Source organism: Kitasatospora gansuensis (assembly GCF_014203705.1).
GTDB lineage: Bacteria > Actinomycetota > Actinomycetes > Streptomycetales > Streptomycetaceae > Kitasatospora > Kitasatospora gansuensis.
The window spans coordinates 1,629,061-1,644,651 of record NZ_JACHJR010000001.1; the positions used below are offsets into that span (position 1 = coordinate 1,629,061).

11 protein-coding genes and 2 pseudogenes are annotated in these 15,591 nt (G+C 68.7%); 6 read left to right on the top strand and 7 right to left on the bottom strand.

Annotated features, from left to right (window positions below):
* Window positions 1-263 precede the first annotated feature (263 nt).
* Complete coding sequence (locus F4556_RS07450) at window positions 264-2,066, top strand: RICIN domain-containing protein (protein ID WP_184912714.1); 1,803 nt, start codon at window positions 264-266, stop codon at window positions 2,064-2,066.
* A gap of 203 nt (window positions 2,067-2,269) precedes the next feature.
* On the opposite strand, the gene F4556_RS07455 is transcribed toward F4556_RS07450, so the two are convergent.
* A complete protein-coding gene (locus F4556_RS07455) occupies window positions 2,270-2,587 on the bottom strand; it encodes a hypothetical protein (RefSeq protein ID WP_184912716.1) in 318 nt (105 codons plus the stop codon).
* A 230-nt stretch (window positions 2,588-2,817) separates the two neighbouring features.
* Here F4556_RS07455 and F4556_RS39385 point away from each other — a divergent pair.
* A pseudogene (locus F4556_RS39385) lies at window positions 2,818-4,363 on the top strand (ISL3 family transposase).
* An 81-nt stretch (window positions 4,364-4,444) separates the two neighbouring features.
* On the opposite strand, the gene F4556_RS07465 reads toward F4556_RS39385, so the two are convergent.
* From F4556_RS07465 to F4556_RS07485, 5 genes are all read right to left on the bottom strand, one after another.
* A complete protein-coding gene (locus tag F4556_RS07465) occupies window positions 4,445-6,163 on the bottom strand; it encodes an amylo-alpha-1,6-glucosidase (RefSeq protein ID WP_184912718.1) in 1,719 nt (572 codons plus the stop codon).
* A 75-nt stretch (window positions 6,164-6,238) separates the two neighbouring features.
* Window positions 6,239-7,057: a carbohydrate ABC transporter permease gene (locus tag F4556_RS07470; protein WP_184912720.1), complete on the bottom strand. Its 819-nt coding sequence runs from the start codon at window positions 7,055-7,057 to the stop codon at window positions 6,239-6,241.
* The gene (locus tag F4556_RS07475) at window positions 7,057-8,037 is read right to left on the bottom strand and encodes a carbohydrate ABC transporter permease (protein WP_376775667.1); all 981 of its coding nucleotides are present in this window, start codon (window positions 8,035-8,037) and stop codon (window positions 7,057-7,059) included. The genes F4556_RS07470 and F4556_RS07475 overlap by 1 nt, the downstream gene beginning before the upstream one ends.
* Window positions 8,038-8,058: 21 nt before the next feature.
* Window positions 8,059-9,312, bottom strand: a complete 1,254-nt coding sequence (locus F4556_RS07480; protein ID WP_184912723.1) for a sugar ABC transporter substrate-binding protein — start codon at window positions 9,310-9,312, stop codon at window positions 8,059-8,061.
* Window positions 9,313-9,593: 281 nt separating this feature from the next.
* Entirely contained in the window at window positions 9,594-10,619 is a 1,026-nt protein-coding gene (locus F4556_RS07485; RefSeq protein ID WP_313068200.1) for a LacI family DNA-binding transcriptional regulator, read from the bottom strand.
* A 311-nt stretch (window positions 10,620-10,930) separates the two neighbouring features.
* Here F4556_RS07485 and F4556_RS07495 point away from each other — a divergent pair.
* Window positions 10,931-11,727, top strand: a pseudogene (locus tag F4556_RS07495) (IS630 family transposase); the annotation flags it as partial.
* Between the two features lie 191 nt (window positions 11,728-11,918).
* A complete protein-coding gene (locus F4556_RS38995; protein WP_281403639.1) occupies window positions 11,919-12,050 on the top strand; it encodes a hypothetical protein in 132 nt (43 codons plus the stop codon).
* Window positions 12,051-12,377: 327 nt separating this feature from the next.
* On the opposite strand, the gene F4556_RS07505 is transcribed toward F4556_RS38995, so the two are convergent.
* The gene (locus F4556_RS07505; RefSeq protein ID WP_184912726.1) at window positions 12,378-13,991 is read right to left on the bottom strand and encodes a peptide chain release factor 3; all 1,614 of its coding nucleotides are present in this window, start codon (window positions 13,989-13,991) and stop codon (window positions 12,378-12,380) included.
* A gap of 277 nt (window positions 13,992-14,268) precedes the next feature.
* Here F4556_RS07505 and F4556_RS07510 point away from each other — a divergent pair, with 277 nt between their 5' ends.
* Window positions 14,269-14,865 (top strand): hypothetical protein, encoded by a 597-nt coding sequence (locus tag F4556_RS07510; protein WP_184912728.1) that lies wholly within the window; start codon window positions 14,269-14,271, stop codon window positions 14,863-14,865.
* Window positions 14,866-15,007: 142 nt separating this feature from the next.
* Window positions 15,008-15,289, top strand: a complete 282-nt coding sequence (locus F4556_RS07515; RefSeq protein WP_184912730.1) for a hypothetical protein — start codon at window positions 15,008-15,010, stop codon at window positions 15,287-15,289.
* Window positions 15,290-15,591: the final 302 nt, after the last annotated feature.

Below are 15,591 nucleotides of genomic sequence, written 5' to 3' on the forward strand. Positions count from 1 at the left end.
CGACGTCGAACCGATTCGCTCACCGTAGTCGGCGACGGGGCCCTCGACAACCCCGATCTCTTACTACAGGTCAGGAGGGAGGGATAGTCAATGAGTTGTTCCTCACCCTCTTGACGCCTGCCAAAGTGGGGATCTAGGTTCCAGTCGAACCGATTCGCGGAATCGATTCGATGTTCGCCGTAACCTGCGGAGGCGGTAGTTCGTCCTTCCAGGGCTCCACGAACTCGGGGACCCACCCCTCTCACCCTCGAAGGAGCAACCGGATGCGTTTGACCCGCATTCTGTTCACCGTCTCGGCACTCGTGCTGACGCTGATCCCCACCCAGGCCGCCCAGGCCGCCCAGGCCGCGGCCGTCGACACGGTGGCCGTGGACTTCTCCACCGCCAACGGAACCCCTCTGCACCGTGCCTCGGGCACGATCTACGGGTTCACCGAAGACGGCAGCCTCCCGCAGGACCACTTCTACACCGACATCGGCTGGCATTTCGAGCGGGCCGGCGGAGCCCAGCTCGACAGCCCGGGAGGCTGGGTGGCCGGCAAGTACGACCGCCGCTGGGCCTCCACCCTCGCCCAGTACAAGCGGACCGTCGCGCTCGGCGGCTCGTTCGTGATCCTCAACCACGACCTGTGGGGCGCCGACGGCGGTACCATCCCGTCCTTCCCCGGCGACAACGGGAACTGGACGAGCTACGACGCCTTCCTCAACCGGCTCATCTCCGACGTCCAGGCCAACGGCATGAACCCCCAATGGGACATCTGGAACGAGCCCGACGGCTCCAACTTCTGGGCCCCCCCGCAGAGCCAGTACCTGGCCATGTGGGCCCGCACCTACAACCGCATCAGGGCCACGTTCCCCAACGCTGTCATCTCCGGGCCCAGCACGGCATACCCGCCCAGCGTGAACACCGGCTGGTGGTCGGCCTACCTCGACTTCGTCAAAGCCAACAACGTCGTCCCCGACATCATCAGCTGGCACTCCCTGGAAGGCAACATGGTCCTGGGCGACCCCTACACGATGAAGTCCTACGTGAGCTCCCAGCTCACCGCCCGCGGTATCACGACCACCCGGCCGTTCCAGATCAACGAGTACGCCGCCCCGGACCAGCAGACCCCCGGCCGCTCCGGCTGGTACATCTCCCGGCTGGAACGCGGCGACATAGACGGCATGCGCGCCCACTGGGGAGCCGGCTCCAACCTCCACAACGACCTGGCCAACCTGCTCACCAGGATCGGCACCCAGTACGTGCCGCGCGGCGACTGGTTCCTCTACAAGTTCTACGGATCGATGAGCGGGACCCGTGTCGCTGTCACCGAAGGCACCGCAGTCGACGCCACGGCCTCCAGGACGACCGGCTCCGCCAAGATCCTGCTCGGCAACCGCGGCGTGACCGGTGACGTCAACGTCAACCTCAACGGGCTCAGCTCCACCGGCCTGGTCACCGGCGGGCAGATCCGCGCGATCGTCCAGCAGATCTCCAACGTCGACGGAGCGAAGGGCCCGAGCACGGTCTCCGACCAGACTCTGACCGTCACCGGGAACTCCGCCAGCGTGAACGTGCCGTGGACCGACTCCAACACCGGCTACACCGTGACGCTCCAGGCGCCCGGCCAGGCCTTCCAGGGCGTCGTCGTCGCCCAGCACAGCAACATGTGCCTGGACGACACCAACCTCAGCACCACCGACGGAACCCAATACCAGCAGTACCACTGCGAAGGCGGCAACCAACAGGTCTTCGACTTCCGCCCCAACGCCAACGGCACCTACACCATCGTCAACCAGCACAGCAACAAGTGCCTCGACGTCTCGGCCTTCTCCACCGCCGACGGCGCGGCCGTCCAGCAGTGGAGCTGTCTCGGAGGCGCCAACCAGCAGTTCACCCTCCGCCCGGTGACCGGCCTCGGCACCACCAAGGACTACCAGCTCGTCGCCGCCCACAGCGGCAAATGCGTGGACGTCAGCGAGATCAGCACCGCCGCCGGCCAGAAAATCCACCAGTGGACCTGCTCCACCACCACCCCGGTCCCGAGCAAGAACCAGGTCTGGCGCCTCTACGGCAAGGTCTGACACCCCCGAGAACTCCATGAGAGCTCTCACAGAACAGCCGTGCCGGGCCCACAGGTGCCCGGCACGGCTTTCGTTCGACAGCCGATCATCCCCGCTCAGGGCCGTAGCCGCGGATGACGAAGTATTCCAACGGATTTTCGAGCAGTTCAAGCAGGAGTGGTTCCGCAGTAAATACCGGATTTACCGGGAACGGCAGCTGCCGGTCAGCGAAGGAGCGGTCCGTGCTGGTCTTGCTGGATCTGCTGCGGGCGCTGCTGGACCGGCTGCTGCTGTCCGGTCAAACGCTGGTCCGGGGTCTGGGCCGCGCGCTGGTCGCCTGGCTCGACACGGCGGTTCAGCGCGGGCCGGGCGGTGCGGGTGGGCTGCCTGCCGCGCTGCTGGAGCTGGTCGCGGTGGGCCTGGCGCTCGGCCTCGCGTCCGGCTCGGCGGCGTTCGGCGAGGGTCGGCTGGCGGCGCTCCTCGACGTGCGGCTGCTCGGGACGGGTGGCCTCGGCCGTGAGCTGACGGCGCTCGGCGAGCACCGTGCTGACGGAGTCGGCGAGGTGCTGCTGGGCCAGCGCGGCGTCGTCCAGGCGCGGGCGGCCGGCGAGCCAGGACGCACCGGTTCGGGTGGCGACGGTGCGCAGGATCTCGGCCTGGTCGGCTTCGGGCAGGGCCCGGTAGAGGGAGTGTCAGCTTCTTGGCTCTTCCAAGATTTTCGTAGCCGGGTGCTTCAACGCGCCCGTGATGCCCCGGGGTTGTTCGTGCCAGCGTGGTGGCGTGTGTTGTCGCGGTGGAGGAGCTGCTGCCGCAGCTGGCGGCGGTGCGGGTGGAAGCGGGCGATGGCCCGTTGCGGATCGCGGCCCGGACCCTGGACGGTGCCCCGGTCGTTTGTCCGGGGTGCGGGCGAGCGTCGGGGCGGGTGCATTCGCGGTACGTACGGCGTGTCGCGGACGAGGCGGTGGGTGGACGCCCAATGGTGATCGACTTATCGGTGCGACGGCTGTACTGCGAGAACGCCGGCTGTTCCAGGGCCACCTTCGTGGAGCAGGTCGCCGGGCTGACCCGCCGCTACCAGCGCCGCACGCCGGCCCTGCAGAGGGTCGTGGAGGCCGTGGGTTCGGCGCTCGCGGGATCGGCCGGCGCGCGCCTGCTGGAGTTCCTGGGTCATGCCATCTCCTCGACCAGCGTGCTCAGTTGCCTCATGCGCATGGACCTGCCCGCCCGATCGGCCCCGCGGGTCGTGGGCGTGGACGAGTTCGCCCTGCGCAAGGGGCACCGGTACGCGACGATCCTGATCGACGCCGTGACCGGTGAGCGCATCGATGTCCTGCCCGACCGCAAGGTGGCCACCGTCGCCCGCTGGCTGCGCGAGCACTCAGACGTGCGCGTGGTCTGCCGCGACGGGGCCGGGACCTTCGCCCAAGCCGCCACCGAGGCCGACCCGACGCTCGTGCAGGTAGCCGACCGCTGGCACCTGTGGCACGGCCTGGCCGAAGCAGTCCCGAAGGAAGTCGCGGCGCACAGCAGTTGCTGGGCCAAGGCCGGCCCACCGCTTCGCGAGGGCAACGCGCCGCCAACACCCGCGAACGCTGGCAGCAGGTCCACCGGCTCCTGGACGCGGGCGTCGGCCTGCTCGAGTGCTCGCGCCGCCTGAATCTGGGCCTGAACACGGTCAAACGCTACGCACGCCACAGCGAGCCCGAGCGCCTGATCCAAGCGCCGGCCTACCGGCCCACCCTGGTCGACCCCTTCCGCGACCACCTGCGCAGGCGCCGGGCCGAGGACCCAGCCATTCCCTCCACCCGCCTGCTGCAAGAGATCAGGGAGCTGGGCTACACCGGCAGCGCCAACCTGCTGGCCCGCTACATCACCCAGGGCCGCGTCGAGGCCGATCACGCCACTGTGCCCCCCCCCCCCCCCCCCCCCCCCGCCGCGCAGCGCGCCTTCTCCTCACCCGCCCCGCGCACCTGCGAGAAAACCAGCAGCTCCTGCACGGCCAACTCGCCGGCTCCTGCCCGGAGATGACCGACCTGACCGCCTCGGTGCGTGACTTCGCCCCGTTGCTGACCCCGGACGAGACCAACACCCAGGCACTGACTTCCTGGATCGCCCGCGTCCGAGCGGCCGACCTGCCCTTCCTGCACTCCTACGCCACCGGCCTGGAGCGCGACCGCGCGGCCGTCGACGCCGCCTTGACCCTGCCCTGGCACAACGGGCGCACCGAAGGCGTCAACCACAAAATCAAACTGACCAAACGTCAGATGTACGGCCGGGCAGGCTTCCCACTCCTTCGCCACCGCATCCTGCTCAGCTGACCCACCAGTAGGAACGATCAACAGCTACGAAAATCTTGGAAGAGCCAACTTTCGTACAGTCCCGGCAGATGCGGCGGTTGTTCAACAGCGGCGCGCGTGGGCGGCTGCGAGTACGAGGTACACGCTGGCGGTCCACGTGTAGGCACGGTCTCGAAGTCCTTCGCCGGTCACGGCGTCGAAGTTCTCCGCGAACCCGTGGTTCTCGCAGAGCCCGCGGAAACGAAGGCTGACCTCGTCAGCAAGTTCGACGTGGCCGGCACGGCGCAGGCCGTCTTCGACGAGAAGGGTGGACGGCGCCCAGATGGGACCGCGCCAGTATCCGTCGGCCTGGTAGAGCGGCGACTTGGGGTCCTCGGTGGCGAGACCGAAGTCGGTCAGATGGGCCTGGATCTTCTGCGCCAGGTGGGTGCTGACGGCAACGGGCAGCTCTGCTCCGAGGACGATCGGCATGAGGTTCAGCAGGCTGCTGCTGCCCCAGGTGCGGCCGTCCTGGACGCTGCGGCTGACGAAGTGGTCGCCCTTCCAGAGGTTCTCGAGCAGGTTCTCGAGCAGCCGGTCGGCAGCGGAGGCGTGCCGCGCCGCGTCGTCGTGGCGGCCGAGTTCGGCGGCGGTCTCGGCGAGTTCGCGGATCTGGAGGACGAGGAACGCGGTCAGGTCGGCGCTCTCGATGACCCGTTCCCGGTCGAAGGAGGTGGAGTTGTCCCATCCGCTGTCATTGCCGTGCTGATAGTGCGGCAGATTGCTGCCGGGCGCGGTCCGGAACGTGGTCCAGAAGTTGGTCCAGCGCTCCAGCTGACGGTAGGCGGTCTCCAGCTCCGCTCGGCCGAGGGGCTCCTTGAGGGTGCCGCGCAGCATCCGCAGGGCCCAGCCGTGGATCGGGGGCTTGACGAAGTTGTAGAGGACCTCCGAGTGCGCCACCGAGTCGGGTAGTGCGCCGGCCTCGTCCTGGTGGTCGAACGGCAGCTGGTACTGGTCCCAGGCGAGGGCGGGCCGACCTTCGCCGAGGGCCAGGGCGTTGAAGCAGTGGTCCCAGCTCCACACCTTGTCCATCCAGTGCTTGGACATCAGGACCGACGGGCGGCGCAGGAAGCCGGCGGGGCCGACGGTGGCGGACCACATGACGTAGGCGGCGAGCGCGGCGGCGGGCGTCTCGCTGCTGCGCCACGGGGCGACGTCGTCCACGAAGGCGTCGTAACGCTGCCGGTCGAGGCGCGCGGTGTCGTCGAAGTGCGCCGCCGGGACGTACCGCGTGCGGCTGCTCTGATATTCCTCGACGGCCACCTCCCAGGGCAGGCCGTCCTCGCCGAAGGTGACACCGCGTTCGCCGGCGCCGAGCGCCTGACTGCCGTCGTGCTGCGTAGCCGTACCGACCAGGGGAGTGATGCGGTACCGGCGACCTGTCTCGTAGCTCGTGAAGACGAACGCCCCGGCGATCGGGTCGTAGAGGAAGTAGGTGCCGCTGAACGGTGTCAGCTGCGCGGCCGCCGCGCTGAGACGCAGGCCGAGCCCCCGGCCCCGCAGGCGTAGGGTGTCGGCCGCTTCGAAGGTGGCGTCCATCCGCCCGTCGCCGTGGTTCCAGGACAGGAGCCCGGGCCTGGCGGTGACGGTCGCCTTGACGGCTTCTCCGTCGTGGCGGGGGACCAGCCGCAGCACCGGGTGCATACCGGTCTGGTGGGAGACGAGGTGGATGTCCTCGGAGACGCTGTGCAGAGCGGTGACGGGCGAGAGGGCCAGCCACGATCCGAAGGTACTGAACGGGATGTCCTGCACGGAGAAGACCGGGCCATGGTCGGCGGTCATGAAAAGGGTGTTCCTTCTGCGTCGGCGGGGTGCGGCTGCTGACGGCAGCCCCGTCCCGGTGAAGATGAGAGGCCGTCAGTCCTTGACCGCGCCGGTGGTGACGCCGGCCGCGACGTATCGCTGTGCGACGACCAGGATCAGGGTGGCGGGGATCGACGCGACGACCGCGGTGGCCATGATGGCGTTCCACTGCTGGTTGTTGTTGCCGATGTAGTGGTAGATCCCCAGCGTGATCGGCTGCTGTGCTCCGCCGCCGTCGAGGGTGCTGGCCAGCACGAAGTCGGACCACGCCCACAGGAACGCGAAGAGTGAGACGGTGACGACGGAGTTCCGGCTGATCGGCAGGACGATCGACCAGAAGGTCCGGATCAGTCCCGCACCGTCGACGCGGGCGGCCTGCAGAAGCTCTTCGGGAATCCCCGACATGAAGGCCGAGAAGATCAGGACGGCAAAGGGGACGGCAAGCGTGGAGTCCGCGAGAATCAGTCCGGGAACGGACCCCAGGAGCCCCAGCCGGAGATAGATCGCGTAGAAACCCATGGCCAGGATGATCCCGGGGATCATCTGCGCGATGAGCAGCAGGAAGGAGATGAATACACCTGCGCGGGGGCGCAGTTTGGCCAGTGAGTAGCCGGCCGGGGCCGCGACCAGGACGGTGAGGAGCACCGTGCCGATTCCGACGATCAGGCTCGTCCCCAGATAGGGCAGCTGCTGGTCGATCACCGCCCGGTAGCCGTCGAGCGTGGGGTGCGTCGGGAACAGGCTCGGAGTGGCGCCCCGCATGTCCTCGTCGCGGGTGAAGGAGTTGTTCACCATCCAGTACACGGGGAACAGCATCACCGCGGTCAGGAGCACGCCCAGCGCGGTGCTCCACCAGGAGCGTCCGGTCGTCATCACGCCTCCCGCTGCTTGTTCTGGATACGGATGTAGATCAGGCCGAACGCCAGGGCGATGACGACGAGAAGGTTGCCGACCGCGGCTCCCGGGCCGAACGCCGGCAGCTGACTGCCGAAACCGAGCCGGTAGGACCAGGTCGCCAGGGTGGTGGACGAGTCGGCGGGGCCGCCCTTGGTCATGATCCAGATGATGTCGAAGACCTTGAGCGTGTAGACCAGGCCGAGCAGCAGGGTGATCGCCGAGACCGGGCGCAGCAGCGGGAAGGTGATGCGCCAGAAGCGCTGCCAGGCGTTGGCCCCGTCGATGGCCGCTGCTTCGTAGAGGGCGTCGGGAATGGACTGCAGGCCGCTGTAGAGCACCACCAGGTTGAACGGGATGCCGATCCAGATGTTCGCGATGATCACGGAGACCAGCGACCAGGTCGGGGAGGTGAGCCAGTGCACCGGACCGACACCGACCGAACCGAGCACCCAGTTGACCAGGCCCGAGTCGGAGTTGAGGAGCCAGCTCCAGGTTGAGGCGGAGACGATCAGCGGCAGCAGCCACGGCACCAGGAAGAGGGCTCGCAGGGTCGCCGAGAGCCTGAAGCGCTGCGTGAAGAAGACGGCGAGCGCGAGGCCGATCGAGAACTGGAACCCGAGCGAGACGACCGTGAAGACCACGGTGTGCGCCAGCGCGGGCAGGAAGGTGGCGTTGCCCAGGATCTCCTGGTAGTTCGTCAGACCGCTGAACGGGGCGCCGCCCTGGACGAACGAGCGGACCGTGTAGTGATGGACGCTCAGATCCAGGTTCCGGTAGAGCGGGTAGGCGTAGAACAACGCCAGGTAGCAGAGGACCGGGGCGAGGAATCCCCAGGCGGCCCACTGGGTGGACCGCGGCCGGACGCGCCCCCCGGGAGGGCCGCCGGCTTCGCGGCGCGCCGGCTCGGCGGGGGATGAGCCGGGGTGCCGCGCATGAGTTCGCGTCATGCTCTTCATCGTGCCGAGATGCCCGCTCTCCTACTTGATCTTGTTCTGGGCGGCGGAGAGCGCGGCCTGAGGGCTCTGGGCTCCGCTGAGGACGGACTGGACGGCGGTGCGGAGCTGCTCGGAGATGCCGGGGTACTTGGTGCCGAGGTTGTCGCTGGTGCGCCCCTTGGCGCTGTTGACGGCCTTCACCCAGACGTCGAGGTCGGGGTTGGCGGCGACCTGCTTGGCCTGGACCGCGGTGGTGGGAGCGATGTAGGAGAGGGTGGTGTCGGTGGCCAGGGAGTTATCGGCGTTGGTGAGGCAGTCGACGAGCTTGGCGGAGGTGGGGTACCGGGCGCTCTGCTTCTGCACGGGGACGGTGACGAACTCGCCGCCGGTGGGCGCGGGGGCCACACCGCCCGCCTTCGCCGGGACGGGGATGATGCCGAAGTCGAAGCCGGCCTTCTTGGCGCCGGCGAGCTGCCAGGTGCCGTTCTCGGCGAAGGCGTAGTCGCCGGAGGCGAACTCCTGCCAACTGGTGGTCTGGGTGTTGTTGATGACGGAGTTGGGGGCGTAGCCCTTGCCGAGCCAGTCCTTCCACAGCGAGACCGCGTCGACGGCGTTCTGGGAGTTGAGCTCGGTCAGCTTCGCGCCTGAGCCCCAGAACCACGGCAGGAACTGGAAGGTGCCCTCTTCGGTGCCGATGCCGGAGAAGGTGATGCCCTTCTTGCCGGAAGCGGTGACCTTGGCGAGGGCGGCGGTGAGGGAGGGCCAGTCGGTGACGGAGGCGACGTCGACGCCGGCGGCCTTGAGGACGTCCTTGTTGTAGTACAGCGCGAGGGTGTTCGCGCCGATGGGGACACCGAAGGTCTTGCCCTCGCCCTGGCCGGCGGCCAGCAGGTTCGGGGCGATCTGCGAGGTGTCGGCCTTCGTGTCCTCCGTACTGGTCAGCACACCAGCCTCGGCGAGCGTGGACACCACGGGGTTGTCGACGATCAGCACGTCGGGGGCACTGCCCTGCTGCGCGGCAAGGAGGGTCTTGTTGGTCAGGTCCGAGGTGTCGAAGGCGGTCCGCTTGATGGTGACACCGCTCTGCGAGCCGCAGCTCTCCAGCAGCTTCGCCCACTGCGAGGAGCCGTCGAACTGCGGGTACGGGTCCCAGACCGTGAACGACCCGCCCTGCCCGGCCGAATCCGAGCCGCCCGAGCCCGAGGAACAAGCGGTCGCGGCCGTCACCACGGCCAGGGCCACCGCCACTGCGCCGAGTACGTGGTGCCGTCTACGGGGGTGAAACGCGATCGTCATGGCGGGCTCTCTTTCGGTCTGTCGAACCGGTTCGGCGAATCGGTTCGATGAACATAGGCCGACTCCGGCATGGCGTCAACGGGTTGCGTAAGATCTCGGAAACATCAGATGTCGAACCGGTTCGATATCATGTCCGGGCGTGACGGGGCCACGCGTGTAAGCACGAGGCAGCCGTCCGAGGCTCGCCGTGGGGCGCGTCGCGCAGTGCCGCGCGCGCTGACGGCGCCGGACAGCTGAGAGGCCGGAGCCACCGATCGGGCGGGAGAAGGACGAACGAGGCGTCAGGTGCGGGCGGGGGGAGCCGGCGCGGTGCTCGAACGGAGGGAGATGGGCGGGGCGAGCAGAAGGTGTCGCGGCGGGGACTGCGGGGCCGCGATCCGTTCGATGAGGAGCTCGACCGCTCGGGTGGCCATCTCGGCGGCCGGAACATCGGCCGAGGTGAGCGCGGGCCGGAACTCCTCGGCCCAGCGGCGCGCGGCGACGCCGGCGACCGAGAAGTCCGCCGGTACGGATCGCCCGGCTTCGACCAGGGCATGCTGGATGCCGGGGAGCGCGGCCTCGTTCAGGGTCGCGATCGCGGTGACCTCCGGGTGCTCCGCCAGCAGCCGCTCGACCGTGGCCTGTCCGGCGCCCGCGTCGTCGGCACACGCCAGCTCGATGCCCGCGATGCCCCGCTCGGCCACGCTGTCGACGAAGCCCTGCCGCCCCCGGAGGCCGGGGCCGTAACCGGCCGCGATCAGCTCGGCGGAGCGGTTGATCAGGGCGATCTGACGGTGTCCCAGGTCGGCGAGGTGATGCACGCACCGAGCGATGAGCGCCGCATAGTCGACGTCCACCCAGCACATCGCCTCGGGATTGGCCGTGCGGCCGATCCCGACGAAAGGCACGTTGGTACGGCCGAGCCGGTCGACCCTGAGGTCATGGAGACGGATCTCCATGAGGATCAGCCCGTCGACGCGCCGGCCGCTGACCAGGCGCTCGAACGACCGCTCGTGGTTGCCGCCCGAGGAGGACAGCAGGACGTCCAGATCCGCCTGGGCGGCGGCTTCGACCACGCCGGCCACGAACTCCAGCTGGATGTGGGTGAGCGACGCGCCGGCTGGGGGGATCACCAGGCCGAGGGTGCGGGTGCGCCCCTCCTTCAGGGCCCGGGCTGCCGCGTTGGGGCGGTAGTCGGAGTCCTTGATGACCTTCTCGATGCGTTGCCTGGTCTCGTCCGAGACCGGCCGCTTACCGCTCAGCGCATACGAAACCGTGCTCCGTGACACGCCGGACAGCCGGGCGATCTCCCCGATGTTCATCGCCATCGCCTCTCCCCTCGTCGAGTGTCGAGCCCGCGCGAGGGTGCAGCAAAGGACATCGAACCGATTCCGGATCGTAACCCCCCACGCAGCTCCCGGTCAACGCGGGCGCCCGCCGGTGGGCGGAGCGGGATACGGCGGCCACGGGCCAGGCCCAACTTGCGTGGAATCGAATACCCCGAGCCCTTGCACAAGGTGTTGACGCCCTCAGGAGGCGCCTCTATGTTTCGTCGAACCGATTCCGCGAATCGGTTCGACTCCTTCGGGAAGCCGTCGCCGGCCTCCCGCGTCACGAGTGGCGACCATGTCACTTCCCACCGCTCGTCCATGGCTGGGAGGACCAGCGTTGGACGCTCGCTAGGGTGAAGACGCTGATCGGCCGGCTGTTCCACGTCGGCTACACGGTCGAGGGGACCTGGGCATTGCTCAAGCGCCCCGGCTGGTCGTGGCAGCAGCCGACCCGCAGGGCTGTCGAACGGGACGACCAGGCGGTCGAGTTGTGGAAGAAGGAGGTCTGGCCCCGGGTAAAAGCGCGGCGGCGGCTCGGGGAGCCGGGCTGGTCTTCGAGGACGAAGCCGGGCAGACCATGAGACCGCCGCGTGTCAGGACCTGGGGTCGCGTGGGGTGCACGCCGGTGGTCCGCGTCCGCGGCCGGGGCTCCGGGCGGGTCTCGATAGCCGGGATGGCCTGCTACAAGGCAGGCCAGCGCTCGCGCATGATCTACGGCTTCCGCGTCCATCGCGGTCGCACGGGCGAGCGCAAGGCGTTCACGTGGCAGGACTACCGCGACCTGGTCCTGCGGGCCCGCATCCAGCTCGGCGGGCCGATCGTGCTGCTCTGGGACAACCTCTCGACGCACCTGATGCCGCCGATGAGGGAGTTCATCGCCGCGAACCAGGACTGGCTGACCGTCTTCCAGCTGCCCTCCTATGCACCCGACCTCAACCCGCAGGAAGGCATCTGGGCCCTGGTCAAACGTGGAATCGGCAACCTCGCGGCAGCCAACGTCGATCACCTGGCCAAGGCTGTCCGGACCCGCCTCAAGAAGATTCAGTACCGCCCGCACCTGATCGACGGCTGCCTCGCCCAGGTCGGCCTGATCATGAACAGCTGACCCCAGACGACACCGACATCACGAATTCAAGTTCAGTAAGCCGATCTGGACAAAGTGGAACAATGTAACGAGTGAGCCTCCGTCAGGGGCCGGGCCACCTGGGAGCCCACCGATCAGGCCGAGCCCGTACCGGCCCCACCGGCTGTGACGGGGACCTGTGGCTGCGGGACCGGGGCACTGGCACCTGGACCATGCCCGAGTTCAACCCGAATGAGTTCCCGGCCCGCTGTGGCGAGGTTCTGACGTGGAACCAGCTTGCCTGCGAATACGGCCCGCTGACCGCACTGGCCGACGACCGCCGCATCGGCGGCGGCCGGCGCTGACCGCGCAGCCCTCTGGGATGACCGCGCCCCTGCAGCGCCCGTTGCGGGTAGCTGGGAGCTCCGGCTCACCGCTGAGCTTGACGATGGCGGCGGGCAGGTAAGTGTGGTGGTGTGCGAGGGCATCGAGCAGCGCGGTGCGGGCCTGGCGCCACCCGACGTCCTTGGTGCGGCCGACGTCGGCGGGCCCAGCCGGGTAGCGGTCGGCCTTCGGTTGCCGTGGTGAGCGCGCGGCCCAGCTCGCCGATCGACTGCTGCCAGTCGGCCAACTGCCCGAGCAGGCCGCGCAGCAGCTCGTCGACGGCGGCCGCCGGGCCGAGAGGTCGGCGATCAGTCCGCCGTGGCGATCAGCGGCTGGAGCAGGACGTCGGGTTGGGCGCGCTGGAAGGCGTTCAGCTGCCACTTGTCGGCGAACAAGGCCAGCAGCACGTCATCCGAGCGGCGGGTGAGCACCTCGCCGTTGATCAGGCGGGATTTGCCCAGGACGGCAGCGCCGTTGGCGTCAGTGATCCGGGCCAAGCGGTAGGAAAGCTGGTCGAGAGCGATGGGGGAAGAGAACTCGTGCTCCATCCGGTGCAGGATCACATCGAACTGCATCGGGCCGACCGCCGCCATGACCGGCGCCTGGTCGCCACGCCGGTCGGAGACCAGCACCTGGATCACGCCTTCCTCGTCGAGTTGGGCGATGCCCTTGCGGAACTGCTTGGACCGGCTGATGTCCTTGGGCCGTGCCACCGCGAAGTACTCGGGGGCGAAGGCGGGCAGCGCGGGATACTCGGCTTTCTTGCCGGTGAAGAGGGTGTCGCCGACCCGCAGCGCGCTCGCGTTGATCAGGCCGACCACATCGCCGGGGTACGCGGTGTCGACCACGGTGCGCTCGGCTCCGAAGACGGTGTGCGCGTACTTGGTGGCGAACGAGCGGCCGCTGGCCGCCCGGGTGACGTGCATGCCGCGCTCGAAGACGCCGGAGCAGACCCGGACGAAGGCGATCCGGTCGCGATGGGCCGGGTCCATGTTCGCCTGGATCTTGAACACCAGGCCGGAGAACTCCTCGCCGACCTCGCGGCTGCCGCCCTTGGCCAGCGGGCGGGGCCCGGGAGCCGGAGCGAGGTCGACCACGGCGTCCAGCAGGAGCTTCACACCGATGTTGGTCAGCGCGGAGCCGAAGAAGACCGGGCTGACCTTGCCGGCCTCGAAGGCCTCCTGGTCGTAGCCGGGGCCGGACGAGAGCACCAGCTCCAGCTCCTCCAGCGCGGTCGTCCAGGCTTCGCCCTCCTGCTCGGCGGCCTTCTCGGAGGTGAGCTGCTCCTCGAGGGCGGCGTGCGTGCCGGCCGGCACCTTGGTGAAGCGCAGCATCTGCTCGGTGTTCCCCGCTTCGACCAGGCCGCGCAGGTTGCCCGCGCTGCCCACCGGCCAGACGACCGGGACGGGGGTGATCCCGAGGTGCGTCTCGATGTCCTCGAGCAGGGTGAGTGCGTCCTGGCCGCGCCGGTCCCACTTGTTGATGAAGGTGATCACGGGGACGCCGCGATGGCGGCAGACCGCGAAAAGCTTCCGGGTCTGCTCCTCCAGGCCCTTGGCCGCGTCGACCAGCATGATCGCGCAGTCGACGGCGGCCAGCACCCGGTAGGTGTCCTCGGAGAAGTCGGCGTGGCCGGGGGTGTCGACCAGGTTCATCACGTGGCCGCGATAGCCGAACTGCAATGCGGCCGAGGTCACCGAGATACCGCGCTCGCGTTCCAGTTCCATCCAGTCGCTGGTCACACCGCGTCGGTCACCCTTGGCGTGCACCGCACCGGCAGAAGTGATCGCCCGCGCGTGCAGCGCCAGTGCCTCGGTGAGCGTGGACTTGCCCGCGTCCGGATGGCTGATCACAGCGAAGGTCCGTCGGCGACCGGCCTCATGAAGGACCTGCGGGACGGGGATTGACTGTACGGTGCTCACGTGTTTCCTCGGGTACGCCTCGGCAGCAGGCCGGGTGACGCGTCTCCGTACCTGGTGAGCCGGGATCAGGTCCGCAGGCCCAGGAAGCGATAATAGGCTGTCGGGCGGCGTAGCCCTGAAATTCCCGGTCGCGTAGCACGTCGACCCAGATGACGTTGGACCGGTCGTCGGCGTCCAGCGTCTCCATCACCGCCATGACTCTCCTCGACTCGCTCCCCGCAGCCACCTTCTGCTTCGGGGACCTTGACATCGCAGGACTGCGCACGCAGCAAACGCGATGGCCCGGACCAACATCGCCGCCACCAGGGCCGTCCTGCCCCACGTGCACGCCGAGGGGATCGACTGGCCTGCCGTACGCCTCGCCCTCACCGCCCCTACTCGCCGGCTTGCGGATGGCCAAACTCTGGGCGACATCTTCGGAGAAGGCTGGGAGCCGATCCGCGCACCCATCGACCGTCAGATCGACCTGTGGCAACAGGTAGACGAGGACCTCGGCCCGGAGGTCACCGTGCGCCTGCTCTCCATGCACGGCTCTCGCACGGAGTCGGTCGGCGAGTGGTGGGGATCCGGCTGGTTCGAGACCATAACCCGCCGCGCCGTCGCCCACGCTGCGGACGACGGCCCCCTCCCCGCCTCCGTCCCGGAGGTCTTCACAGACGCGGGGCACTTCACCGACGCCGCCGCCGGCCACCCCGACATGTTGGACGACGACACCTTCGCCTGGCTGACACAGGCCGTCTTCCAGGAGCGACTCCTCCTGCTCGACGTACACCTGCCCCGCACCACTGCACTCGCCCTTCCCGACTGGGCGGCACAGAGCCTTCTGCCCCTGATCGAACCGGACGCCGAGCCCACATCCACCGAGACACCATAAGCAGCGCAGATGCCCGCGGGCTCGGGCGCCGAGAGCCGGGTTGCGAAGCACCACCCGAATCGTGGGCCGAAGCGTCGCACAGACACTCCCCAGTGAGGGAGACTGGTCCCGGACCTGCCCGCACCAGAGCTCCGGAGGCATGGTGAGCGCCGCACCCTTGCACGGCCACCACCACGACGCCCAGCCGATCCCCCGCACCCAGGACGGCGTCGCCGTCGCGCTGCCCCCGGCGCAGCGGATGGAGTTCTACCGGGAGATGGGCGAGGCCACCGACGAGGAGATCGGCGGTGTCCTGCGCCGCTGGTGGCTACGCGCCGAGCTCTACCGGGACCCAGAGGGCGACCGCATCCACGCCGCCCTCCAAGCCGGCACCGCACCTGGCACCCCGGCGTCCGAGGTCCTGCGCCGGCGGGGAGACCGGTGAGCGACTCCGGATACGACGAGGACGACCCGAACACGACCACCAGCACGTCCTTCGCCCGCGCCGTCGGCACGTCGTTGCAGGTAGTGACTGCGGACGGCTCGCGATCCCTGGGACCACTTTGGGGCCACGCCGATGAGCGCGGAATCCGCACGGCTGAGCTGACCTCGGCAAACTGGGACGATCTAGCAGGTGAGCCTACGTCAGTCACAGGAGAAGCGAGACAGTATGAGATAACGCCAACTTAATTGCCAGAATGGATAGTTGACGCTGAAATGGCCTGCTCCGCCTCAACGGCAAGCGAC